The 24612-nt window shown below is 69.7% G+C and carries 22 protein-coding genes; 9 read left to right on the forward strand and 13 right to left on the reverse strand.

The genetic code is table 11. The features are described from left to right. Positions 1-100 precede the first annotated feature (100 nt). The 4 genes from fsa to DEIMA_RS09160 all read left to right on the forward strand — a co-directional run bounded on the left by fsa (position 101) and on the right by DEIMA_RS09160 (position 3907). Entirely contained in the window at positions 101-778 is a 678-nt protein-coding gene (gene fsa, locus DEIMA_RS09145; protein WP_013556965.1) for a fructose-6-phosphate aldolase, read from the forward strand. Beyond that, positions 775-2058, forward strand: a complete 1284-nt coding sequence (rho, locus tag DEIMA_RS09150) for a transcription termination factor Rho (RefSeq protein ID WP_013556966.1) — start codon at positions 775-777, stop codon at positions 2056-2058. The genes fsa and rho overlap by 4 nt, the downstream gene beginning before the upstream one ends. Before the next feature lie 155 nt (positions 2059-2213). Beyond that, positions 2214-3551, forward strand: a complete 1338-nt coding sequence (locus tag DEIMA_RS09155) for a peptidoglycan DD-metalloendopeptidase family protein (RefSeq protein WP_013556967.1) — start codon at positions 2214-2216, stop codon at positions 3549-3551. After that, on the forward strand, positions 3548-3907 hold the full coding sequence (locus tag DEIMA_RS09160) for a response regulator transcription factor (RefSeq protein ID WP_013556968.1): 360 nt from the start codon (positions 3548-3550) through the stop codon (positions 3905-3907). The genes DEIMA_RS09155 and DEIMA_RS09160 overlap by 4 nt, the downstream gene beginning before the upstream one ends. 61 nt (positions 3908-3968) lie before the next feature. On the opposite strand, the gene DEIMA_RS09165 is transcribed toward DEIMA_RS09160, so the two are convergent. The 6 genes from DEIMA_RS09165 to DEIMA_RS09190 form a co-directional block, all read right to left on the reverse strand. Next, a complete protein-coding gene (locus DEIMA_RS09165; RefSeq protein WP_013556969.1) occupies positions 3969-4499 on the reverse strand; it encodes a septal ring lytic transglycosylase RlpA family protein in 531 nt (176 codons plus the stop codon). After that, a complete protein-coding gene (locus tag DEIMA_RS09170) occupies positions 4496-5539 on the reverse strand; it encodes a M24 family metallopeptidase (protein WP_013556970.1) in 1044 nt (347 codons plus the stop codon). The genes DEIMA_RS09165 and DEIMA_RS09170 overlap by 4 nt, the downstream gene beginning before the upstream one ends. Positions 5540-5662: 123 nt before the next feature. Next, a complete protein-coding gene (tpiA, locus tag DEIMA_RS09175) occupies positions 5663-6418 on the reverse strand; it encodes a triose-phosphate isomerase (protein WP_013556971.1) in 756 nt (251 codons plus the stop codon). Next, positions 6415-7581: a phosphoglycerate kinase gene (locus tag DEIMA_RS09180; RefSeq protein ID WP_013556972.1), complete on the reverse strand. Its 1167-nt coding sequence runs from the start codon at positions 7579-7581 to the stop codon at positions 6415-6417. The genes tpiA and DEIMA_RS09180 overlap by 4 nt, the downstream gene beginning before the upstream one ends. Before the next feature lie 116 nt (positions 7582-7697). Continuing rightward, positions 7698-8693: a type I glyceraldehyde-3-phosphate dehydrogenase gene (gene gap / locus DEIMA_RS09185; RefSeq protein ID WP_013556973.1), complete on the reverse strand. Its 996-nt coding sequence runs from the start codon at positions 8691-8693 to the stop codon at positions 7698-7700. Between the two features lie 134 nt (positions 8694-8827). Then, complete coding sequence (locus DEIMA_RS09190) at positions 8828-9475, reverse strand: chloramphenicol acetyltransferase (protein ID WP_013556974.1); 648 nt, start codon at positions 9473-9475, stop codon at positions 8828-8830. Between the two features lie 102 nt (positions 9476-9577). Between DEIMA_RS09190 and DEIMA_RS09195 the strand changes: the two genes are divergently transcribed. Further along, the gene (locus tag DEIMA_RS09195; protein ID WP_013556975.1) at positions 9578-10984 is read left to right on the forward strand and encodes an aspartate kinase; all 1407 of its coding nucleotides are present in this window, start codon (positions 9578-9580) and stop codon (positions 10982-10984) included. A gap of 510 nt (positions 10985-11494) precedes the next feature. Here DEIMA_RS09195 and DEIMA_RS09200 read toward each other — a convergent pair. The 6 genes from DEIMA_RS09200 to DEIMA_RS09225 all read right to left on the reverse strand — a co-directional run bounded on the left by DEIMA_RS09200 (position 11495) and on the right by DEIMA_RS09225 (position 17667). Beyond that, on the reverse strand, positions 11495-12289 hold the full coding sequence (locus tag DEIMA_RS09200) for a Cof-type HAD-IIB family hydrolase (protein WP_013556977.1): 795 nt from the start codon (positions 12287-12289) through the stop codon (positions 11495-11497). Between the two features lie 51 nt (positions 12290-12340). Beyond that, the gene (locus tag DEIMA_RS09205; RefSeq protein WP_013556978.1) at positions 12341-13069 is read right to left on the reverse strand and encodes an LOG family protein; all 729 of its coding nucleotides are present in this window, start codon (positions 13067-13069) and stop codon (positions 12341-12343) included. Positions 13070-13115: 46 nt separating this feature from the next. Next, complete coding sequence (locus DEIMA_RS09210; protein WP_013556979.1) at positions 13116-14006, reverse strand: PhzF family phenazine biosynthesis isomerase; 891 nt, start codon at positions 14004-14006, stop codon at positions 13116-13118. Positions 14007-14070: 64 nt separating this feature from the next. Continuing rightward, positions 14071-15825, reverse strand: coding sequence for an aspartate--tRNA ligase (gene aspS / locus DEIMA_RS09215; protein WP_013556980.1), 1755 nt, complete (start codon positions 15823-15825; stop codon positions 14071-14073). A gap of 83 nt (positions 15826-15908) precedes the next feature. Continuing rightward, positions 15909-17195, reverse strand: coding sequence for a histidine--tRNA ligase (gene hisS, locus DEIMA_RS09220; RefSeq protein WP_013556981.1), 1287 nt, complete (start codon positions 17193-17195; stop codon positions 15909-15911). Between the two features lie 103 nt (positions 17196-17298). Continuing rightward, on the reverse strand, positions 17299-17667 hold the full coding sequence (locus DEIMA_RS09225) for an IPT/TIG domain-containing protein (protein ID WP_013556982.1): 369 nt from the start codon (positions 17665-17667) through the stop codon (positions 17299-17301). 93 nt (positions 17668-17760) lie between these two features. Between DEIMA_RS09225 and DEIMA_RS09230 the strand changes: the two genes are divergently transcribed. The 4 genes from DEIMA_RS09230 (at position 17761) to DEIMA_RS09245 (ending at position 21145) form a co-directional block, all read left to right on the forward strand. Beyond that, a complete protein-coding gene (locus tag DEIMA_RS09230) occupies positions 17761-18714 on the forward strand; it encodes a diacylglycerol/lipid kinase family protein (RefSeq protein WP_013556983.1) in 954 nt (317 codons plus the stop codon). A 131-nt stretch (positions 18715-18845) separates the two neighbouring features. Beyond that, positions 18846-19799, forward strand: coding sequence for a tyrosine-type recombinase/integrase (locus DEIMA_RS09235; protein ID WP_013556984.1), 954 nt, complete (start codon positions 18846-18848; stop codon positions 19797-19799). Between the two features lie 280 nt (positions 19800-20079). Further along, positions 20080-20427 carry an HU family DNA-binding protein gene (locus DEIMA_RS09240; RefSeq protein WP_013556985.1) on the forward strand — a complete coding sequence of 116 codons (348 nt, stop codon included), beginning with the start codon at positions 20080-20082 and terminating at the stop codon, positions 20425-20427. A 127-nt stretch (positions 20428-20554) separates the two neighbouring features. Continuing rightward, positions 20555-21145: a Rad52/Rad22 family DNA repair protein gene (locus DEIMA_RS09245; protein WP_013556986.1), complete on the forward strand. Its 591-nt coding sequence runs from the start codon at positions 20555-20557 to the stop codon at positions 21143-21145. 154 nt (positions 21146-21299) lie between these two features. Here DEIMA_RS09245 and DEIMA_RS09250 read toward each other — a convergent pair whose 3' ends face one another. After that, positions 21300-24587, reverse strand: coding sequence for an AAA family ATPase (locus tag DEIMA_RS09250; RefSeq protein WP_013556988.1), 3288 nt, complete (start codon positions 24585-24587; stop codon positions 21300-21302). Positions 24588-24612: the final 25 nt, after the last annotated feature.

Consider the following 24612-nt stretch of genomic DNA (forward strand, 5'->3'; position numbering starts at 1 on the left):
AGCGCCACGCGGGGTTCTGAGGGGACGCTGAAGGCTCCGGCGGCGCTTGTCAGGACACACATCACGTCCGCGAGACGCATATTCCCGTACAATCGTATACATGAAATTCTTCATTGATACCGCTGTCGTCGACGAAATCCGCGAGATTCACGCGTGGGGCGTCCTGGCGGGCGTCACCACCAACCCCAGCCTGGTGGTCGCGTCGGGCCGCGACTTCAAGGAAGTCGTGCAGGAGATCGCGCAGCTGGTGCAGGGGCCGACCAGCGCGGAAGTGACTGCGCTGGACGCCGAAGGCATGATCAATGAGGGCCGTGAGGTCGCCACGTGGAGCGAGCACGTCATCGTGAAGCTCCCCCTCACACCCGCAGGCCTGCAGGCCTGCAAGGTCCTCACGAGCGAGGGCATCAAGACGAACGTCACGCTGTGCTTCAACGTGCCGCAGGCGCTGCTCGCCGCGCGCGCCGGCGCCACGTACATCAGCCCCTTCGCCGGCCGCGTCGACGACATCGGCTGGGACGGCATCGAGCTGATCCGTCAGATCAAGGAGGCGTACGTGATGGGCGACATCCAGACGCAGGTGCTCGCCGCGAGCGTCCGTCACCCGCAACACGTCGTGCAGTCCGCCCTCGCCGGTGCGGACGTCGCCACCATCCCGTACAAGGTCTTCAAGCAGATGATCAAGCACCCCCTCACCGACGCGGGCCTCGAAGGCTTCATGAAGGACTGGGCGACGCGCGCCAAGGTGGCTGAAAGCACCAAGGGGAGCGACGCGAAGTGACCGAACCCCACCTTGACGCCGAGGTTCTGCCGTTCCACGAGCTGCAGGCGAAAATCCTGCCGGAACTGCACCTGATTGCCGCGAACCTCGGCATCGAGAACTACCGCAAGCTCAAGAAGGACGCTCTCTCGCTCACCATCCTGGAGCGGCAGGCGGACCGGGAAGGGCAGGTGCTCGCGCGCGGGTACCTCGACATCAGCCCCGACGGGTACGGCTTCCTGCAGCGCGACCTGCTGGACGCCGAGAGCCGCAGCGTCCTCGTGACGGCCGGCATCATCAAGCAGTACCACCTGCGCACCGGCGACGAGGTCATCGGCCGCGCCCGCAAGCCGCGCGAGAACGAGCGGTACGGCACGCTCACCCGCGTGGAGGCCGTGAACGGCATGGACCCGATCACGGCGTCGCGCCGCCCGCGCTTCGACGACCTCACACCGACCTTCCCGGACGACCAGCTGGTCCTCGAGGACCCCACCATGGACGACGGGCTGAGCCTGCGCGTCGTGGACCTCCTCGTGCCCATCGGGAAGGGCCAGCGTGGGTTGATCGTCGCGCCGCCAAAGGCCGGGAAGACGACGCTGCTCAAAAAGGTCGCGAACAGCATCGTCAAGAACTACCCGAACATCACCGTGATGGTGCTGCTGGTGGACGAGCGCCCGGAGGAAGTCACGGACTTCCGCGAGAGCGTGCAGGGCGCGCAGGTCATCGCCAGCACCTTCGACGAGCCGCCCGCGAACCACGTGCGCGTCGCGGAATTCGTGCATGAGCGCGCGCGGCGCATCGTGGAGGAGGGCGGCGACGTCGTCATCCTGCTGGACAGCATCACGCGCCTCGCCCGCGCGAACAACCTCGTGACGCCCCCCACCGGGCGGACCTTGTCGGGCGGTCTGGACAGCAACGCGCTGCACTGGCCCAAACGCTTCCTCGGCGCGGCCCGCAACATCCGCGGCGGCGGGAGCCTCACGATCCTCGCGACCGCCCTCGTGGAAACCGGGTCCCGCATGGACGACGTCATCTTCGAGGAGTTCAAGGGCACGGGCAACATGGAACTGATCCTGTCGCGCCGCCTGGAAGAGCGCCGCATCTTCCCCGCCATGGACATCCTGAAGAGCGGCACGCGCCGTGAGGACCTGCTGCTCGACGGGAACGTCATGCAGAAGATGTGGCTGCTGCGCAAGGTCATCAGCGACATGGACCCCGCCGACGCGATGGACATGCTGCTCACGCGCATGGGCAAGACCGCGAACAACATGGAGTTCCTGTCCACCCTCACGGGCCGCTGAACCCCCCTGGGTCGGCGCCTGCCAGGCGCAGGTGCCGACCGACCTGACAAATGCACGCGCTCACCGGTGAGCGCGTGCATTTGTCAAGGCGCCAGGTCTTCATCTGGCCTAGACTTCTCACTGGGCTTCGCTTTATGCTGCGCCCCGGAGGATCAGTGCCCAAGCCTTTTCGTCGTCTGTTCGCCCTGTTCACGCTGAGCTTGATCGCGCACGCGCCCGCCGTGCCGCTGCTGTCCCCGCCGGACCTCGGCCAGGCAGCCCTGCCGCTGACCATGCAGCGCCTGCAGACCACCCCGACCAGCGGGTACGTGTACGCCATCAGCGAGCGCGGCGATCGCCCGCGCGACATTGCCGAGGAGTACGGCGTGGACCCCGCCAGCCTCGGCGTGAACCCCGACGCGCCCCTGACCGCCGGCACCGTCGTGAAGTTCAAGGTGTCCGTGGACGCCGACACGCGCCTGCCGCCCGGCGTCGTCACGTACACCGTCCGCGCCGGTGACACGCTCGCCCGCGTCGCCCGCCGGTTCGACCTGACCACCACCGACCTGGTCAGCGCCAACCTCGACACGCAGAGCCTCGACGACCTCGTCGTGGGCGACACCCTGCTCATCCCCACCCGCGAGACAGGCCTGCTCGTCCGCGTGAAACCCGGGCAGACCGCCCTGGAACTCATCCGCGCGTACCGCGCGGACCCGGTCGCCGTCGCGCGCGCCAACAGCATTGTCGCGCCCCAGGAACTCCGCACCGGCGATCACCTGCTGCTGCCCGGCGTGCGCGCCGACAGCCTGATGGACGAACTGCTCGCGCGCCGCGCGCGCGCCGTCGAAAACGAGCGCCGGCAACGCATTCAGGCGCAGTACGAGAAGTACCTCGCCTACCAGGAAGCCGTGCACGAGCGACGGTTGCGCGAAAAGTATGCACGTCAGGCGCAGTACGAGAAGTATCTTGCGTATATGAACAGCCCGGAGCGTCGGCGCGCGCAGGAGCGGTACGCGCGACAGGCCGCCTACGAGAAGTACCTCGCGGCGCAACAGGAGCGGCAGCAACTGGCCGCGCGCACGGCTGCTGTGGCCTCGGCCGCTCCGGTGGTGCGCAGCGCGAGCAGCGCGTCCGGCACGCGCCTCGCGTGGCCGATGCGTTCGTTCCGTCTGACGTCCATGTTCGGCGAGCGGGACATCGAGTTTCACAAGGAGTTCTTCCACGGCGGCATCGACCTGGCCGCGCCGTACGGCACGCCCATCTACGCCGCGACGGGCGGCGTGGTCCGCGAGGCCGGCCCCGGTGCGTTCGGGCTGAACGTCTGGACGGACAGCGGGAATGACACGTTCATTTACGGCCACATGAGCCGCACCGCCGTGCGGGCCGGGCAGACGGTCGAGCAGGGGCAGCTGCTCGGGTACGTGGGCTGCAGCGGCATCTGCACCGGGCCGCACCTGCACTTTGAAGTGCGCGTCGGGGGGCGCGCGATCGACCCGATGGGTCTGCTGCCGTGAGCGCCCCGCACCTCCTCCTCGTCGATGATGAGCGGCAGATTCTGGAGCTGCTGGAGTTGACGCTCACCATGAACGGGTTCATGGTGTCCACCGCGCAGAGCGGCGCGGAGGCCGTGGACCTGGCGGCGCAGCGGCACTTCGACCTGATTCTGCTGGACGTCGTGATGACGCCGTGCGACGGGTTCGAAACGGCCCGGCAGTTGCGGGCGCGCCCGGGCTGCCCGCCCATCGTGTTCCTCACGGGCCTCGGCGGCGACGACGAGCGTCAACGCGGCCTGGATCTGGGCGCCGCGTACCTCGTGAAGCCGTTCCGGCCCGCGCAGCTGCTCGACACCATCCGCGCCACGCTCGCCTGAGCCCCCCGAGCACCGCAGAGGGCCTCACCCCCATAGGAGGTGAGGCCCTCTGCGAGCTTGATTAGCGGCGCACGTCGAGGCGGACGGGCGCGACCCCTTCACTCAGCATGCCGAGCGCGCGGGCGGCGCTTATGGACAGGTCGATGACGCGGGCGCTGTTCCCGAACGGGCCGCGGTCGTTGATTTTCACGAGGACGCTCTGACCGGTGCGTTCGTGCGTGACCCGCACCCACGTGCCGAACGGCAGGGTGGGGTGCGCGGCCGTCATGGTCGTTTCGGCGTCCGCGCGGCCGCCGTAGTACACGGCCTGCCCGCGCCCGGCAGGGGCCCAGTCGGCAGTGGGGGCGCTGCGCGCCGTGGCGGTGGCGGCCGGGACGCTGGGCACGGGCGCGGCGCCGTTGACCGTGAGGGTCATGCCGACGCGGATGGTGTCGCCCGGCAGGTCATTCCAGGCCTGCAGGTCCGTGACGCTCACGCCGGCGCGCCGCGCGATGCTCCACAGGGTGTCGCCGGGCTGCACCGTGACGCTGTCCGCGGTGGCCGCGCCGGCGGTCAGCAGGACCGCGAGTACGGCCGCGCGGGGGAGCCTCACACGGGCTCCTTCGGGCTGGTGGAGAGGACCTCGTACCCGTCCTCGGTGACGAGCACGAGGTCCTCGATACGGACGCCGCCGAGGCCGGGCAGGTACGCGCCGGGCTCGATGGTGATGACCATGCCGGGTTCGAGGACGTCGTCGCTGGTGCCGCGCAGGCTGGGGCCTTCGTGGACGGCGAGGCCGACGCCGTGCCCGAGGGAGTGCGCGAACGCCTCGCCGAGGCCGTGCCCCGTGAGGATGTCGCGGGCGAGCGTGTCGAGGTCGGCGGCGCGTACGCCGGGCCGGACGGCGCGGATGGCGGCCTCCTCGGCTTCGAGGACGGCGTGGTAGATGCGGCGCAGTTCTGCGCTGACCTCGCCGACGCGGACGGTGCGGGTCATGTCGCTGACGTACCCGTCGTACACGGCGCCGATGTCGACGGTGACGAGTTCGCCGTCCTGGAGGACGCGGTCGCTGGCGTGCCCGTGGGGGAGGGCGCCGCGTTCGCCACCGGCGACGATGAAGCCGTGCGCCCAGCCGCGCGCGCCGCGTTTGCGCATCTCGCCTTCGATGGCGAATTCGATGTCGCGTTCGACGGCGCCGGCGCGGATCAGCGGGCGGACGGCCGCGAAGGCCTCGTCGGCGATGCGTTGCGCCTGGCGGATGCGTTCGATCTCGTCGGGGGTTTTGATGAGGCGCAGCGTTTCGAGGATGCCGGTGGTGGGGACGAGGGTGGCGTCCGGCCAGAACCGGCGGAGGTCGTCGAGGGCGGCGACGGTGAGGGCGTCGGCTTCGAAGCCGACGCGCAGGCCGCGGACGCGTTCGGCGGCGTGTTCGAGCGTGGCGGGGGGGCGGGCGATGAACTGCTCGGCGCTCGATTCGAGGCGGGCCTGTTCGGTGTAGCGGGCGTCGGTGTAGAGGACGGCGCCCTGTGGGGTGAGGAGGGCCTTGCCGTCTTCGGGGCTGGTGAAGCCGGTGACGTAGCGGACGTTCTCGGGTCGGCTGACCCAGAGGGCGTCGACGCCTGCGCGGGTGAGCGCTGCAGCGAATTCTGGCATGAGGGGGAGTATAACATCCTTCTCATCAGGAAAAAGTTAAAGGAGGCAAAAAATTCACGAACCAGATTTATCGTGAATAATTTCACTAAATGGGTGCGAGTGGGGGATACACCCCCACTCGCCTTAAGCCAATGCCTCCACCATGCTCAGCACGCTGCGCAGGTCCAGGGCCGCGCCACCCACGAGCGCGCCGTTCACGTTCGGCTGCGCGCAGATGTCGGCGATGTTGTCCGGCTTCACGCTGCCGCCGTACAGCACGCGCACGCCGTCCGCGAAGTCCGGGTACACCTCACGCAGCGCCCCGCGAATGGCCGCGGCCAGTTCCTCAGCGTCCGCGCTCGTGGCGGTGCGGCCCGTCCCGATCGCCCACACTGGCTCGTACGCGATGACCAGCTGCTCGGCGCTGCCGGGCTGCACGCCCTCCAGGCTGCTGCGCAGCTGCGCCAGCGTGTAGGGCACGTGCTCACCCGCCTCGCGGACGTCCAGGCCCTCGCCGACGCACACGATAGGGGTGAGGCCGTGCTCCAGCGCCTTGCGCGCCTTCGCGGCCACGACCGCGTCCGTCTCGCCGTGGTACGTGCGGCGTTCGCTGTGCCCGACAATCACGTACGCCGCGCCGACGTCCTTGAGCATCGCGGCGCTCGTCTCACCGGTGTACGCGCCGGATTCGTGCGCGGACACGTCCTGCGCACCGAGGCCGGCGCCGCTGCCGTACAGGTGCGCGGCAACCAGGCTGAGCGTGACCGCCGGGGCGCACACGACGAGCTCCGCGTCGGTCTGCGGCAGTTCCTCCTGCAGGGCCTTGGCCCACTCGCCCGCTTCGGTGGGCGTCTTGTTCATCTTCCAGTTCAGGGCCAGCAGCGTGCGCGGCGTGCTCATCGCATCGCCTCCACGCCCGGCAGCTGCTGCCCTTCGAGGAGTTCCAGGCTGGCGCCGCCGCCGGTGCTGACGTGACTCACCTGATCCGCGAGGCCGCTCTTGTTGATCGCGGAGACGCTGTCACCGCCGCCCACGACGGTGTACGCGCCCTGCAGGTCCGCGACGGCGCGCGCCACGGCGTTCGTGCCGTTCGCGAACGCCGCCATCTCGAACACGCCCATCGGGCCGTTCCAGAACACGGTTTTCGCACCGCTGAGCGCCTGCGCGTACGCCTGCTGCGTGTCCGGGCCGATGTCGAGGCCCATCCAGCCGTCCGGGATGGCGTCTGCTGGGACGACTTGCGTGGCGGCGTCCTCCGCGAAGCGGTCCGCGGCGACCACGTCGACCGGCAGGAGCAGGCGTTCGCCGTGCTCGTCCAGCAGGCGCCGCGCGAGGTCCAGCTGGTCCGCTTCGTGCAGGCTGTTGCCGATCTGCCCGCCGCGCGCCTTGATGAACGTGAAGGCCATGCCGCCGCCGATCAGCATGCGGTCCACTTTCGGAAGGAGGTTCTCGATGACCTTGATCTTGTCGCTGACCTTCGCGCCGCCGATGATGACGACGTACGGCTGCTGCGGGTCGTTCAGCAGGCGGTCCAGGGCGTTGACTTCCGCCTGCAGGAGCAGCCCGCCGGCGTGCGGGAGGGCAGCCGCGACGCCGCTCACGGACGCGTGCGCGCGGTGCGCGCTGCCGAACGCGTCGAGCACGAACGCGTCACCGAGGCGCGCGAGCGCCTGGACGAGCTGCGCGTCGTTCTTTTCCTCGCCGGCCTCGAAGCGGACGTTCTCGAGCAGCGCCACCTGCCCGGGCTGCAGCTCGCGGACTTCCTTGAGGGCTTCCTCGCTGCTCGGCAGGGCGTGCACGAAGTGCACGGGGACCTGCAGCAGCTGCTCGAGGCGCGCCGCGACGGGCTCCAGGCTGTATTTCGCTTCGGGGCCGTTCTTGGGGCGGCCGAGGTGGCTCATCAGGACGAGGCTGGCGCCGCCGTCGAGGAGGCGCTTCAGGGTGGGGAGGCTCGCCTGGATGCGCGTGTCGTCCTGAATGACGCCGTCCTTGAGGGGCACGTTGTAGTCGACGCGCACGAGGACGCGTTTGCCCTGCACGTTCAGGGCGTCGAGGGTTTGCATGGGGTCCTCCTGGGTGAATCGATCAGCCGTCAGCGTTCAGCGTCCACGCTGAGCTGACGGCTGAAGGCGGGGGTTCAGGTGGGAAGGCCAGAACAGGGTGTTCTGGCCTTCGGGGTTCAGTTGCCTTTTTCCAGCACGAGCTGGGTGAGGTCCGCGATGCGGTTGCTGTAGCCCCACTCGTTGTCGTACCAGCTGAAGAACTTCACGAGGTTGCCCATGGCCATGGTGAGGCCGCCGTCGATGATGGCGCTGTGGCTGTCGCCGACGATGTCCGCGAGGACGATGGGGTCCTCGGTGTACGCGATGATGCCCTTGTGGCTGCCTTCGGCGGCGTTCTTGAACACCGCGTTGACTTCGTCGACGGTCACTTCGCGGCCGAGGATCACGACGACGTCGCTGATGCTGCCGACGGGCGTGGGGACGCGCAGCGAGGTGCCGTCGAACTTGCCTTTGAGGGCCGGGTACACCTGCGACACGGCCTTCGCGGCGCCGGTGCTGGTGGGGATGATGTTCACGGCGGCGGCGCGCGCGCGGCGCAGGTCGCTGTGCGGCAGGTCCAGGACGCGCTGGTCGTTGGTGTAGCTGTGGACCGTGGTCATGATGGCCTTCTCGATGCCGAACGCTTCATCGAGGAGCTTCATGGGCGCGCCAAGGCTGTTGGTGGTGCAGCTGGCGTTGCTGATGATGTGGTGGTTCTTGGGGTCGTAGTCCTGCTCGTTCACGCCGAGCACGACGCTGAAGTCCTCACCTTTGGCGGGCGCGGTGATGATGACTTTTTTCGCGCCGCCCTGCAGGTGCTTGCTGGCGCCCTCGCGGCTGGTGAAGATGCCGGTGGACTCGATGACGACGTCCACGCCGAGTTCGCCCCACTTGATGTTGGCGGGGTCGCGTTCGGCGAGCGCCTGGATCTGCTTGCCGTTCACGGTGAGGCTCGACTCGTCGTACTCGACGGTGCCGTCGAACTTCCCGGCGGTGCTGTCGTACTTGAGCAGCGTCGCGAGGGTCTTGTTGTCGGTGAGGTCGTTGATGGCGACGACGTCGACGCCGCGTGCGGTGAGGATGCGGAACACCAGGCGGCCGATGCGCCCGAAACCGTTGATACCAACCTTCATTGCGTCCTCCTTGTTGAAACGGCTCCTCTGTCGTGAGCGCGTTTCGCGGCCCCAGTGTACACCGCGTTCGGGGCGCGTCCCGCCGTGAGTTTCAGCTTTCGCCCCAATATTGGTGTGAGTTCAACACAAATCCCTCATCCGCCGAGCACCGCGTCCGCGTCGTCCAGCAGCCGCTGCACCTCCAGGAAGTACCGCCCGACATGCACGCCGTCCATCAGCGCGTGATGCCCCTGCACCGCGAGCGGCATCACGCGCCGCCCGTCCTGCACGGTCACGCGGCCCGTCGCGAGCCGCGGGAAGCTGTCCGCCGGGCCGAGGGGCACCGGGTGCTGCACGCTCGTGAACGCCACCCACGGCAGGTTCGTGATGAAAATCAGGTCGTCCGCGGCCGCGTCCTCCTCCAGCGACGGCTGCGTCTTCGCGCGCGCCATCCGCGCGCGCGCCTCGCCCGCGAACGCCGCGAAGTCCGGCGCGTACGGCAGCGTGCAGAACCCGAACAGGTCCCCCTCGCCCAGCACCGTCACGGAACAGCTCACGCGGTCGTGCTGCACGACGCGCTCGCCCCGCAGGCGCTGACGGAACTCCGGGAAGGCGTCCGCGTTCGCTGCGCGCGTCAGGACGTACGCGGAGGCGGCCGTGAACGACGCGCCGCGCGCCTTCACGGCCGCGTGCAGCGCCGTCACGTCCACGTTCGCGCTGAGGTTGAAGTACGGTAGGGCGAGCGTGCGGAAGAACGCGTAATGCTGCCGGCGCGGCCAGGTGGTCAGGTCAATCTCGTGCATCCCAGGGGTTCTAGCGCATGCCGTCCGCGCGCGTCTGTGCAGACGCCTGACCGCGCGCGCAGGCCGCTCAGGTACACTGCTGGGAATGTTCTGGAGGACCGCATGCTCGTGATGAAGTTCGGGGGGACCCTGATGGGCGATCCCAAAGCCATCGCCCATTCCGCCAGCCTCGCCGCCGCGTCCGTGCGCGCCGGCGAGCGCGTCGTCGTCGTCGTGAGCGCCATGAGCGGCGTCACGGAGACGCTGCTGAAAATCGCCGCGAGTGCCGAAGGGGGCGACATCGCCTTCGCGAACGACGAGATCGCCATCCTGCGCAGCCGCCACTTCGGCGCGGCGCAGGCACTCGGTGCCGCGCCCGACAGTGACGCCGTGCGCGAGATCCGCGAACTGCTCGAGACGTTGCGGCAGACGGTGTACGGCGTGTACCTGCTGCGCGAACTGTCCCCGCGCACCCGCGACCTGATCGTGAGCTTCGGCGAACGCCTGAGCGCCCCCCTGATGGACGTGGCGCTCGGCGGCGCGGGCGTGCGCGCCCACCACCTCACCGGCGGTGCCGCCGGCCTCACCACCGACGCGCACTTCGGGAACGCCCGCCCCCTGCCGGGCGCGTACCCGCGCATCCGCGACCGCATGAGCGGCCTGTTCGAAGCGGGCCTCACCCCGGTCGTGACCGGCTTCATCGGCGAGACCGAAGATGGCGTCATCACGACGCTCGGGCGTGGCGGCAGCGATTACACCGCCACGATCCTCGGCGCGGCTCTCGGCGCGACCGAGGTGTGGACGTGGAAGGACGTGGACGGCGTCATGAGTGCCGACCCGCGTTTCGTGCCGGACGCCCGCAATCTCGCGCACCTCAGTTATCACGAGGTGATGGAACTCGCGTACTTCGGTGCGAAGGTCCTGCACCCGCTCGCGGTGACGCCCCTGCAGGAGCGGGGCACGCCGCTGCGCGTGAAGAGCGCCGCCGACCCGGACTTCCCCGGGACGCTCGTGACGAGCGAAGCGCACGCGGACGCCGCGCACCCCGTGAAGGCCGTCACGGCCATCCGGGGCGCGACCGTCCTCACCATCGAGGGTGCGGGCAGCTTCGGCGCGCCGGACGTCCTGGTGGACGTGTTCCGCGTGCTCGCCCGCGAGAACCTTACGGTGCTGATGGTGAGCCAGTCGAGCAGTATGAGCAACGTGTCGCTGGTGATTCCACGCGCGAGCGGTCCGCACGCCCTGGCCAGCCTGAAGCAGGAGTTCGGGCGGGATGACCGCGTCCGCGACTTCACGCTCAACGAGCATGTGGCGGTCGTGGCCATCGTGGGTGAGGGCATGCGCGGCACGAAAGGCGTTGCCGCGAAGCTGTTTGGCGCACTCGCCATTGAGGGCGTGAACCTGCTGATGATCTCGCAGGGGTCTAGCGAGCTGAACATTTCGTGCGCCATTGACGAGTCGGACGTGGACGCGGCGCTGCGCGCGGCGCACGCGGCGTTCGACCTCGGGAAGGAACGCGCGACCGCGTAAGCGTCCAGGCAGGGGAGGGGTAGGCCATTTGCGTGGCCTGCCCCTCGGCCTTGTGGATGATGTGGTGCTGATGCTTGTGCGGGCATCATAAGGGCGGTTGGGAAGGCCTTAAGCCCGTCTCCGACGCCCTTTTGCGGGCGTCCTCCTGAGGAGGAAGCTCATGACCACCCCGTACGCTCTATTGGTGTCTCTGGCCCAGGATCGCCTGAACACCCTGCACACTGAAGCTGCCGCTGCCCGTCTCGTCCGCCAGTCGTTCGCTCAGCCTGAAGTGCCTCATCTGGTGCGCGCCCCTGCTCCCCAACCCGCGCGCCCATTGCCCCTCGGCTGACCGGTCACCACGGATGACAGCGCCCCACAACTTGTGGGGCGCTGTTTCACTGGTACTCGTGAAATAGGGCTAAGTTTCACGAGTCAGATTTATCGTGAACATATTCACTAACTATGGCCCTCGTAGCGCCCACGCTCAACCACAACGTGGAACGCTGCCACTCCCCCTGAACCCTCACCTCAGAGGGTGAAGGCCAACTCGATCGCCTCGGCCAGACCTCCGTCATCCACGTGCCCGACGGTGTACCGTGCCGCCGCGCGCGCTTCCGCGTCCGCGTTGCCCATCGCGACGGGGTGCCCGACGACCTGCATGGCGAGAACGTCATTGTGCCCGTCGCCGACCATCATGACGCGCTCCATGGCCACGCCGAGCTTCTCCGCGACGCGCCGCACGGCGCTGCCCTTGTCCACACCAGCGCGCGTGACGCTCACGAACATGGTGTCCGGCATGACCGGGCTGCCCGCCGGGTGCAGCGTGAGGCCCTCGTGCGGCTCGGCGAGGAGCGCGTCCGTCTCCTCAATGGGAATCACCCATTGCGTGCGCACGACCGTGCCGGGCAGGCTGTCGAGCGGCCGCAGCTGGAAGGGAAGGCCGAGGAGGTCCGCGTGCGCGCGGGCGCGCGGCACGTCCTGTTCCACGGCCATGTCCGTGTCGCTGTAGACCTCCAGCAGGCGCCCGGTGGCGCGCGCCTGCTGGATCTGGCGGTGCAGGGCGTCTTCCGGGAAGGCGGCGCTGAGGCTCTCGCCGGTGCCGACGTGCACGATGCTCGCGCCATTCTGGAACACGTGCCAGCCATGCGGGTCGAGACGCTGCGCGTACGCGCGCGCCTTCGCGAGGGCGGGGCGCCCTGAGCAGAGTGCGAGGTGCACGCCGCGCTCGCGGGCATCTTCCGCTGCGCGCCACACGACTTCAGGAATCACGCCGCCACTGCCGACCAGGGTGCCGTCCACATCAATACAAATCAAACCTAGCATCCGCGCAGTCTACCCGCCGGGCCGGGCAGCCCGGCGGGCGCTGTCTACGGTTCAGCCGCCGCGCGAGGTGGGCACGTCGCCGCGCGCGCGCGCGCGGTCCGTGTCGGTGGGGCGCTTGAAGCCCGCGTGCTCGCCCGCGTGGTACTGCTGAATGTCCGCCGGGATGGCGCTCACGTCATCCACGATCTTGAACAGGTCCAGGTCGTCGTCGGCAATGGCGCCAGACGTGATGAGCGTCTCCCGGAACCACCCTTCCAGGCCCGCCCAGTGCGCGCGGCCCACCAGGTACACCGGCATGGCCGGCATCTTGCGCGTCTGCACGAGCGTGAGGATGCCCGCGAGTTCGTCGAGCGTGCCGAACCCGCCGGGGAACACCACGAACGCGCGCGCGGCCTTCGCGAGGAGTTCCTTGCGGGTGTGGAAGTACTCGCATTCGAGGCTTATGGTCTGGTACGGGTTCGGGCGCTGCTCGTACGGCAGGATGATGTTGATGCCGACGCTCACGCCGCCCGCCTCGAACGCGCCGCGGTTCGCGGCCTCCATGATGCCGGGCCCGCCGCCGGTGATGACGGCGAAGCCGGACGCGGCAAGGTGCGCGCCGAGGTCGCGGGCGAGGCCGTAGTACTGGTCGCGGATGCCGGTGCGGGCGCTGCCGAACACCGTCACGCCCGGGTGCGGGAGTTGTGCGAGCCGGTCGAAGCCGACGGCGAGTTCCCCGAGGACGCGCAACATCCGCCACGCGTCCCGCGTCATGTTGTCCAGCGATTCGTGCTCGGTCATGCGCCAGTCTAGGGCTGGCGGGCGCGCGCGGTCGTTGCGGCGGCGTTCATGCGCCGCGCGGGTCGTGGCGACCCTCGCGTTCCACGACGGCGCAGCCGCCTACGCGGACGCTGCTCGCGCGGTCCCGTTCGAGCGTCACTTCGACGCTCACGTCGCCCGGCTGGCCCATCGCGTGCCCCTGGTAGCAGGTGCCGGCTGCGAGCGTCCCGCGGCGTGGAATCAGGCCGCGCTCGGCGAGCAGCGCGATGAGCGCGCCGCTCGCGCTGCCCGTCACAGGGTCTTCCGGGATGCCGACGAGCGGTGCGAAGTCCCGCGCGGCGAACCGGTCCGGGCCCATCGGCGCGTACGGGTGCAGGCCCGTGACCCCCAGGTCCTCGCTGAGCGTGCGGATGGCGTCCATGTCAGGGTCGAGGCTGTCGACGACCATGGCGTCCACCAGCGGCACGAACGTCGTCCACAGGCCCGTGTACGCGGACGCGAGCGGCAAGCCGCGGTGGAAGACGCGTTCGTTCACGCCGAGCGCCTCGGCGATGCGGCCGCGCAGTTCGCGCGGCACGTCGCGGACCTCCAGGGTGGGCTGCTGCATCCACACGCGGTGTGGTCGGCCGTCCTGCACTTCCAGTTCGAGTGGGACCGTGCCGACCAGCGTCTCCAGGTGGAGCGGCTCGCCCCGCCAGTGGCCGCGTCCGGCGAGCATCAGCCCGAGCGCGACGGTCGCGTGCCCGCAGAAGTCGATCTCCTGCGTGGGCGTGAAGTACCGGACGCGCGCGCGGCCAGGGGAGACGTCCGTGACGAACACGGACTCCGGCAGGCCGATGAACGCGGCGAGCCGCTGCATTTCCGCGTCCGTCAGCGCGCCCGCTTCCAGAATGACGCCCGCGCCGTTGCCCATGCCGGGCGTTTCCGTGAACGCACTCACCTCGCTGTACTGCACCATACGGCCCAGGGTAGCAAAGGGGGGCGGCCCGCACGTGCGGGCCGCCCCGAACCGCCCGGGCCGCTCAGGCTTCGGTGGGCTCCGGTATCTTCACCTGCACGCCCACGTCCGCGAGTTGCGCCGCGTCGACGGGCGCGGGCGCGTCCGCCATCAGGTCCGCGCCGCGGTTGTTCTTCGGGAACGCGATGACTTCGCGGATGTTCGACGCGCCGCTCATCAGCATGATCAGGCGGTCGAAGCCCCACGCGATCCCGCCGTGCGGCGGCGTGCCGCTCGCGAGGGCGTCCATGAAGAACCCGAACTTCTCGCGCGCCTGCACTTCCGTGAAGCCGATCGCGCCGAACATCTGCGTCTGCACAGCTGGGTCGTGGATGCGGACGCTGCCGCCGCCCACCTCGAAGCCGTTCAGGACGAGGTCGTACGCCTGCGCGCGAATCTCACCCTGGCGGGGCGTGCCGAACAGCGCAACGTCATCCGGGTGCGGCGCCGTGAACGGGTGGTGCATGTACGTCCACTCGCCCGTTTCGGGGTCCTGGTCCAGCTGCGGAAAGTCCGTGACCCAGCCGATGTGGAAGCGCGGGCCGTGCGCGGCGAGGTCGAACAGGTCTCTCAGGGCGTTGCGGACCGCGCCGAGCGCCGTGACGGCCGCCCGCCAGTCGCCCGCCGCGAACAGCAGCGTCCCGCCCTGCTCCACGCCCGTCGCGTCGATCAGTTGCGCGCTCACTTCGCCCACGAACTTGCTGATGCCGCCCGTGAACGCGTCCCCGTCGCGCTTCAGCCACGCGAGGCCGCGCGCGCCGTTCTGCTTCGCGACGCGTTCCAACTCGTCGATCTGCTTGCGCGTCAGCTCCGGCGCCACCAGGACCTTCACCGTCTGCGCGTCCGCGAACGCCTTGAACGCCCCACCCTGGAACAGGCCCGTCACGTCCGTGAACGCCTGCCCGAAGCGCAGGTCCGGCTTGTCCGACCCGTACCGGTCCATCGCCTCAAAGTACGAGATGCGCGGGAACGGGTTCGGGAGGTCCTCGCCGAGCACCTCACGGAACACATGCCGCAGCAGCCGCTCGTTCAAGTCGAGGACGTCGTCCTGCTCCACGAAGCTCATCTCCATGTCGAGCTGCGTGAAGTCCGGCTGGCGGTCCGCGCGCAGGTCCTCGTCGCGGAAGCAGCGCGCGAACTGGTAGTACCGGTCCAGACCCGCGATCATCAGCAGCTGCTTGAACAGCTGCGGGCTCTGCGGCAGCGCGTAGAACTCACCCGGGTTCAGGCGGCTCGGCACGAGGAAGTCCCGCGCGCCCTCCGGCGTGCTGCGCGTCAGCATCGGCGTTTCCACGTTCACGAACCCCTCGCTGTCCAGGAACCGCGTCACTTCCGCCTGCACACGCGAGCGCAGACGCAAGACGTCCTGCATCTCCCGGCGGCGCAGGTCCAGGTACCGGTACTTCAGGCGGATGTCCTCACCCACCGTCACGGGGCTGCCGTCCACCTGGAACGCCGGCGTCGTCGCGCGGTTCAGGATGCGCAGCGTCGTCGGGATGACCTCCACGCCGCCCGTGGCGTACGCGTCCGTGCGCTGCGCCTCACCGCGCGCGCGCACGACGCCCGTGACCTCCACAACGTACTCGCCGCGCAACTCCCCGGCCGTCTCGTACGCGGCGTTGTCCGCCTCGACCGTCACCTGCACGATGCCCGTGCGGTCCCGCAGGATCACGAAATACTGCCCGGGGAAGTCCCGAACGCGATTCACCCAGCCCGCGAGGTTCACGGTCTGCCCGGCGTGTTCCGGGCGCAAGTCTCCACAGTAATGCGAACGCTTCATGACAGGACATTAGAGCACGAGCGGCGCAACCACCCCCAAAGCAGCGGAGCGGGAGCACACGCTCCCGCTCCGCTGCGCGCGCCCTACTGCGCCAGGAACGCCGCGAGGTCTGCCAGAGGCACGTCCGCCTGCGCCCCCGACGCGAGCGCCTTCACGCGCAGCACCCCCGTCGCCGCCTCGTTGCTGCCCACCACAGCCGCGTACCGCGCGCGCTTCCGGTCCGCCTCCTTGAACGCCGCGCCCGGCTTCATCGCGCGGTACGCGAATTCCACGTGCGCGTCCGCGCGGAGCTCCATGGCCACCCGCGCGACCAGCGGCACGTTCTCCGCGTCCATCGCCGCGAGGAACAACGCCGGGCCGTCCGGTTCCGGAATGACCAGCCCCTCCTGCTCCATGGCGATCAGCAACCGCTCCACCCCGAACGCCCACCCGATGCCCGGCGTTTCCGGCCCGCCCAGCTGCGCCGCCAGGCCGTCGTACCGTCCGCCGCCCCCCAGGGCGCTCTTCGCGCCGATGTGCGCGTGGTGTAGCTCCCACGCCGTCCGCCGGTAGTAATCCAGGCCGCGCACGATGCTCGGGTCCACCTCGAACGGCACGCCCCACGCGCGCAGGTACCCCTGCACCACCTCGAAGTGCGCGCGCGCCTCCTCCCCGAGGAACGCCAGCATCGGCTGCACATGCAGGCCCGCAATGAGCCGCTGATCCTCGTCGCTCTTGCTGTCCAGGATGCGCATGGGGTTACGGTCCAGGCGGTCCTGGCTGTCGCCGCTCAGCCGCTCACGCTCCGGCGTGAACAGCTCCCGCAGGTACGCGTTGTACCGCTCACGGTCCTCCGGGTCGCCGATACTGCCCAGCTTCACGCCCACGCCCGTCAGGCCCAGCGCCTCCACGACCCGGACCATCAGCGCAATGGCCTCCGCGTCCACCAGCGGGTCCGTGCTGCCCAGCACCTCGTAATCCACCTGATGGAACTGCCGGTACCGGCCCTGCTGGTTGCGTTCCGCGCGGAACATCGCCCCCGTCGTCCACAACTTCAGCGGCGCCGGCAGCTGCTTCAAGCCGTTCTGAATGTACGCCCGCACGATCGGCGCCGTCCCCTCCGGCCGCAGCACGTACCCGCCGTGCTCGCCCTGGTAGAACACCGTGAACATCTCCTTGCGGACGATGTCGGTGCTGCCGCCCACGCCGCGCTTCACGACCTCCGCCTCCTCGAACATCGGCGTCGCCATGAACTGCGCGCCTGCGCGCTCCAGCACGCCACGCGCCACGCCAATCACATGCTCATGCCCCCGCGCGCTGCTGAACGCCTTGAGGGTCGGGGAGCCGCTGGGAAGGAGATCATTCGTGCCCTGAGGGCGCTGCAAAGCCATGAAACGCAGTCTAGCGCGCGCCCGCCCCCACCCGCACGGCCCAAATGGCAGGGGAGAGGTACGTCAAAAGGCGGCCCGCAGGCCGCCCCCGAAGCAACGAAACTTACTGACGCACGCTGAACGGCAGACCCGTGCTCAGCATGTTGTTCACGCGCACGAACAGCCACCCCGCGCCCGGCACCGCATTCGCCGGCACGCGGAACTGAATCTCCGTGTCTGTCCAGCTCACGATGTCCGACGCTGGCACCACGTACCCGTCCGCGCCCGACTCCGTCGCGCCCAGAAGAATGCGGCCCGTGCTCGGCCCCCCCAGGTACCGGCCCTGCACCGTCACCGTCTGGCCACGCTGCGCGCCCTCACTCACCTTCACGACCATCGGCGTGACCGTCACGCCCACCACCGTATTCGCCCGCGGCGCGCACGACGCCAGAGCCCCCGCCAGCAGAATCCCGCTCACCAGCAACACTTTCATGAATCAACCTCCGTGACGCGAGTGTACCGTGTTTCCCCGAACGCGCCATGCGTAACTCCACATGAAGGCCACGCCCCAGGAGCGGATGCTGTAATGAACCTCATGACGGCCGCTCTCGACTCGACCACCGCCCCGCGCGTCCTGGTCGTCCACAACCCCAAATCCGGCCAGGGCGACAGCCAGCTCCCCACCTTCCTCGACCGCCTCCGCGAACGCGGCGTGCACATCGAGGAACGCGAACTCAGCGTCGACACGCCCATCGCCGACCTCGTCCACGACCTCGAGGACTTCACCGCCCTCGTCGGCGCCGGCGGTGACGGCACCGTCAGCGCCCTCGCGTACGCCGCCCGCGACCGCGAAATCCCGCTCCTCGCGTACCCCGCCGGCACCGCGAACCTCATCGCGCAGAACCTCGAACTGCCCCGCGACCCCAACACCCTCGCCGACATCCTCATCGCCGGCCACACCATCCGCCTCGACCTCGGCGAAATCGAAGTCGGCAGCGAAGGGCAGAGGCACGGCTTCGCCATGCTCGCCGGCGCCGGCGCCGACGCCGCCATGATCCGCGACAGCGAAGAACTCAAGGAACGCTACGGCGTCATGGCGTACGTCCTGAGCGCCATGAAGCAGGTCAACCCCAAGAAAACCACCTTCAACCTCGTCGTCGACGGCGAACCCCGCCAGTTCGAAGGCATCGGCGTGATGGTCGCGAACTTCGGCATGGCCAACTACCGCCTGCCCATCACCAGCGACATCAGCCCCAGCGACGGCCGCTTCACCGTCGTGCTCCTCAAAGCCGGCAACATCTTCCGGCTCATCCCGAACCTCATCGACTCTGTCCGCGCCAAACTGAACCTCGGCGACCCCATGTTCAGCGGCAACCTCGAAACTTTCGAGGCGCACGAAGTTACCGTCGACGCCGCCGAGCCGTTCCCACTGCAGTACGACGGCGAGCTCCACGTCGAAACGACGCCGTTCACCGCGCGGATCCTGCCGGGCGCCATCCGGTTCTTCACGCCCGCCGCGAAACAGGACCTCGACACCTGAAGGTGACTCAGGGCGAGCCGGCCTTCCTGAACCGGCTCGCCCTGAGTGTGCGGTGCTGAGGCCTGAGCGCAACGGGTTCTCCCCTGCATTGTTTTTCACTAATTTGACTTAGTGCTAAAATGGGTGTTGAGATGACCCTCGTCCGATCCTCCGAAGCGCTCGCCCTCGCCAGCCTCAACGACCAGGCCCTGCGCGTCCGCGCCATCCAGGCCGCCAGCACCTACGACACGGACCTCCTCGTGCAACTCACGCAGGCGTACATGACGACCGCCAGCAAGAAAGGCGCGCGCACCAGCCGCAAAACCCTGGAGGCGTACGCGCTGGCCGTGCGGGACTTCGTGCCGTGGGCGCAGGCCAGCGGCGTGACGCTCCTGCACCCGGGCCGGCGCGACGGCGGCCGGTACGTCGCGCACCTGCAGACACGCGAGAATCACAGCCGAGGTCGCCGCGGGCCGTTATCCGCAGCGACAATCGCGCAATACGTGGCGGGCGCCCGCGCCCTGTACCGCGCGTTCCGCTGGTCAGGCGCCACGGAAGCGCAGCCGTTCGAGGACGCGCACGTGCCGCCCGACCCGACGCCCGGCATCGTGAAGAACCCGCCGTACACGCGCGAGGTCGACGCGGCCCTTGCCGTGATCGATGACGCTTCGCTGGCGGCCCTGCTGCTGCTGTGCGCACATACGGGCCTGCGCGTCAGCGAGGCGTTGAGCCTCACGTGGGCGGACGTGACGCCCACGCGCGTGACCGTCCACGGCAAGGGCGGGAAGGTGCGCGTGGCGCCGCTCGGCCGCCGCGTCCGCGAAGCCCTGGCGGCCCTCGTGCGGGGCGCGCCGGCGGACCGGCTGTTCACGTGGTCGTACCATCAGGCGGTGTACCGGATGCAGAAGGCCTTCCGCGCGGCTGGGTGCGGCGAGGCGTGGCGGGGGTTTCACGCAGCGCGGAAACACTCGGGAACGCGCCTGTACGCGGCGACAAAGGATTTCACGCGGGTGGGGTTGTTCCTTGGGCACAGCAGCGTGGATACGACGCGGCGATATGTGGCGGTGCAGGAGGACGACGTGTCGGGTGAACTGGAGCATTTCTGAAAGGTGACGTTCTCCCCTGCTGTGGCTTGCGCGACAGCAGGGGGTGGTTGGGATGGTCGGGTGGTTTGCTGTTTTGCTGTTTTGCTCTCAGACTTTATCCGAGGATGTAAAGATAGTTAGTGAATAGATTCACGATAAATCTGGCTCGTGAATCTATTCGTTCTTTCAAATCTCCATCTTTTTCTGGCGTCCGCGTGAAGGAATTCAGGGATTGCGCTCCAGGCACATTCGTGTATAAATGCCGTTCAGGTCGCGTCCTGTGACCTGGGAGGAACTCACCATGACCAAACGGAACGCCAGCAAAGCCGCGCAGACCACTACCGACCAGGGCGACAGCGCCGGCAACGACAGCAGCAAGGTCGGCAAGACGCAACTCGTGGATCTGGTCACGGACCGCACCAGCCTGAACCGCAAGCAGTCCGCCGAGGCTATTGACGCCGCGCTCGGCATCATCGTGAGCGCCCTGCGCGACGGCAAGAGCGTCGGTCTGCCCGGTCTGGGGACGTTCGCAGTGCGCGCCACGGCGGAGCGCACGGGGGTAAAGCCCGGCACGAGTGAGCGCATCACCATCGCGGCAGGCAAGAAAGTCGGCTTTAAAGTCGCGAGCACCCTCAAGGGCAACTTGTAACGTCGTTTGAGCCCGCAGGAGCAGGCGTTGGCCTGCTCTTTTGCTATGCAATCGTTCTGGTGTTCACCTCTCCCCTGCACGCTGGTTACGCATTGACCAGAATTACATTCTGTTATAAACTAAACATATGAAGCTGAGCGATGTACAGAGACGACTGCGCGCGCCCTTCCCCGCCCACTTCGTCGGCTGGAAGCCGCAAACCATCAGCAAGGACCGCACCCGCGCGCTCATGCTCGCCTACGTCGACGCGCGCGCCGTGCAGGACCGCCTCGACGCCGTCGCACCCGACGACTGGACTTTCCAGGTGGACGTCATCCCCGGCACCACGCACCCGACCGTGAAAGGCCGCCTCACCATCCTCGGCGTCACCCGCGAGGACATCGGCGAAGCCGAAGGCGACCTCGCCAGCATCAAAGCCGCCACCAGCGACGCCCTCAAACGCTGCGCCGTCCAGTTCGGCATCGGCCGCTACCTCTACGACCTCCCCAAACAGTGGGTCGACTGGGACGACGCCCGCCACGCCCCCACCACCACCCCCGAACTGCCGGAATGGGCCCGCCCCGACATGGAACGCAGCCCCGGCGGCGCCCACCTCGTCCAGGCCATCGAACAGCTCCGCTACGAACTGCCCGACGACGTCGACCTGCAACGCGAGGTCTACAAGCACCTGCGGGCGGCGCTCGCCAGCATCCAGCCGTCCAGCGGGCAGGCCGCGTGACCCCGGCCCCCCGCCAGGACCCTCCCGGCGCGCGCGCGACCGCCGCGATGCTCACCGTGGTCCTGCTCGGCGTGCTGCTCGCCGGCCTCACCCTGCACCTCCTGTAACCACAAAACGCGGGCGGCATGGAGGCGCCGCCCGCGTTTTATAGCCCTCAGACCGGCAGGCGATCCTCGTCCTGCCGGATGCTCAGCACCCGCGACGCTCCAGACGTGTCCGTCGTCACGCCCCACAGGGAATGCGCGACCTCCATCGTCGCCTTCTGGTGCGTCACCAGCAGGAACTGCGCCCCGCGCGCCGCGAACACCTCCAGGAACCGCGTGAACCGCCGGATGTTCGCCTCGTCCAGCGGGGCGTCCACCTCATCCAGCACCGCGAGCGGCAGCCCACCGGACTCGGTTGCGTGGTTCAGCGCGAACAGGAACGCGAGGCCCGCCATGGTCCGCTCCCCGGCGGACAGCAGCGTCATGCTGCGCGTGCGCTTCCCGCGCGGCTGCACCGCGAGGCGCAGGCCGGTCAGGTGCCCGCGCTCGTCACGGTCTGCTTCCAGCTCACCGACGCCACCCAGCAGCTCCCCCGCGTACTCCCGGAAGGCGTCTGCCACCCGCGCGTACGCCACCCCCAGCGCGGACTGCGCGTCCCGGTCCAGCGCTTCGAGGTGCTCACGCAGCTCCTCGGTGGCGCGCGCCGCGTCGTCCCGCTCCGCACGCAACGCCGCGAGCCGTTCGGCCTCCTCGGCGTGCTCCTCGCGCGCGCGGGCATTCACGGTGCCGAGCCGCGCGAGATCCGCGCGCACGCGCGTGAGTTCCGCCTGCCATTCGCGCGCCGCGCCGGGCGGCTGCGCGCCGGGCGGGACTTCCTCCAGGCTGCCTTCACGCCGCGCCGCCGTGAGGCGGGTGTCCTCCAGCTGGGCGCGCAGGGCGTTCTGCTGCGCGATCAGCGCGGCGTACGCGCGGTTCGCGTTCTCCCGGGCGGCCACGAGCGCGGTGTACGTGGAATCGTCGTACTCGCCGAGCTGCGCGCGGCGCCGCTCAACCTCCTCGGCAGCGCTCGCCAGTCGGGCGCGCTGCGCCTCGAGGGCGCCCGCGTTTTCGGTCAGGCGGGCGTCGAGGTGTGCGGCGCGCGCGGCCGCGTCCGCGTGTGCCCGCCACGCGGACGCCAGCGCCTGCGCGTCCAGCACGGCGGCGCTGGCGGTCCGCTCAAGTTCGCGCGCGTCATCCACGTGGGCGCGGGCGTCCGTGAGCTGCTGCTCCAGTGCCTCGGGCGGCGCGGGGGGGGCACCCGGGACGGGCGCGGCGTCTGCGCTGAGGCGCGCGAGGTACGCGTCGTGCTGCTTACGCGCCCCGCGCGTCACGGCTTCCAGTTCGGCCACGCGCCGCTCCAGCGTGCGTTCCGCCTGCGCCGCCCGTTCCCGCTCCGGACTGGTCCCGTCCGCGCCGAGCGCTTCGAGGTCCCGGGTGAGCTGCGCCTCCTCCCGCGTGAGGGTCGCGCGCTGCGTATCGGACGCGGCCAGCTCGTCATCCAGGTCCGCGAGGCGCCGCTGGTCCGCGAGGACGTTCAGGCCGCCGTCGCGCAGGCGGCCGCCCGTGAGCGCCCCGCCGCTCTCCAGGAGTTCCCCGTCGAGCGTCACGAGGCGGGGTCGGCTGGCGTGCGCGCGCGCGAGGCGCGTGGCGTCCGCGAGGGTCCGCACCACCAGCGTGTCCGACAGGAGGTTCTGCCCGACAATGTCCGGGTCGGTGGGCAGCAGGTCCGCGAGGTTCCCGACGACGCCCGGCTCGCGCAGCAGGTGCGCGTCCCGGCGCGGGCGGGCGCGCAGCAGGTCCAGCGGCAGGAACGTCGCGCGCCCGCCCGCACGTTTCAGGTGCTCGATCACTTCGCGCGCGACCCCCGACGACTCCACGACCACCTGCTCGAGGCGACGCCCGAGCGCGGCCGTGACGGCCGTTTCCAGTTCGGCGGGTACGGTCAGGAGGTCCGCGACCGACCCGATAATGCCCGGGTGGTCGAGGCGCAGCGCGTTCCGCGCGCCCTCGCCGTAACGCGCGTAGCTGTTCAGGGCCGCTTCGAGGCGCTCGCGTTCACGCACGGTGGGCGCGCGGGCCGCGTCGAGGCGGGCGATGTCCGCGCGGACGTCCCGCAGGCGCGCCGTGACGTCCGCGCGGCGGCGCGTCGCGTCCGCCGCGCCCGCGTCGAGCTGCGCGCGGTGCTGCGCGGTGCCCGTCAGGTCCGCGCGCGCGGTTTCGAGGGCGGCTTCGTCGTGTTGCAGTTGCGCCTGCAGGCGTTCCACCTCGCCGAGCAGGGTGTCCCGCTCCGCGCCGAGGCGCGCCTGCGCTTCCGCGGCGCGCGCGAATGCCGTGCGGGCGCGTTCCAGGTCCACTTCCAGTGCGCGCACGGCCCGTTCCGCCGCGTCGAGGGCTGCGCGGGCCTCGTGGGCGGCGCGGCTCAGCGCGGCCGTGTCCGGCGCGGGCCGTTCAGGCGGCGTGAGGGGCAGCGCGGCCCGCTCGGCCATGAGGGCGTCGCGTTCGCGTGTCAGGTGGCCGAGGTACACGTCCGCCTGACGGTGGGCGTCCTGCGCGGCGCTCAGCAGTTCCAGCGCCTGAGCGTGCGCGGCGCGCTGCGCCTGCGCGTCCGTGAGGGCCACGCGGGCGCGTTCCAGCGCCGACTGCGCCGACTGTGCGTCGTCAGCGACGCGGGCGGACGCCGCCAGCAGGTCCGCCTCGCGGGCGCGCAGCGCGCGGATCTCCTCGGTCGTCGCTTCGAACCGCGCGCGCGCGAGCGCGTCCGTGAGGGTGAGGCTGCGCAGCGTGAGCGCCTGGTGCGCGGCGGCGTCCTGCGCGGCACGTTCCAGGCGCGCGACGCGCCCGGCGAGCTCCTCCTCGACGGGGCGGAGGTTCGCGAGGTGCGCGTCCGCGTCGGCGAGGCGTGCGCGCGTCTCGTCGCGCGCACTGATCATGCGGCTGAGGCCGGCGGCCTCCTCCAGGTATCCCAGGAGCGTGCGCCCCTCGGCCTGTACGACGCTCGACACTTCGCCCTGTCCGATGACAGCGAGGCCGCCCGAGCCGAGACCGGTGCCGCGCAGTTCCGCCTGCACGTCGCGCGCGCGGACCGCGCGGCCGTTCACGTCCTGTTCGGCGGTGCCGTCGCGGTAGATGCGGCGCGCGAGGTTCAGGCGTGCGCGGCCCGGCAGGTCCCGCAACTCCACCGTGACTTCCGCGAGGCCGAGCGGCGCCTTCCCGCCGCTGCCGTGGAAGATCAGTTCGGTCGCGCGGCCCGCTCGGAGTTCACGGGCGCGCGCGTTGTGCGTCGCCCAGCGGATGGCTTCCACGACGTTGCTTTTGCCGCTGCCGTTCGGGCCGATGACGGCCGTGACGCCCGGTCCGAATTCGAGGCGCACGCGGTCCGCGAAGCTCTTGAAGCCTTGTAACGTGATGCTGGCAATCAACTCAGGTTCCTCCCGGGCGCGCGTG

This window comes from Deinococcus maricopensis DSM 21211, assembly GCF_000186385.1.
Lineage (GTDB): Bacteria > Deinococcota > Deinococci > Deinococcales > Deinococcaceae > Deinococcus_B > Deinococcus_B maricopensis.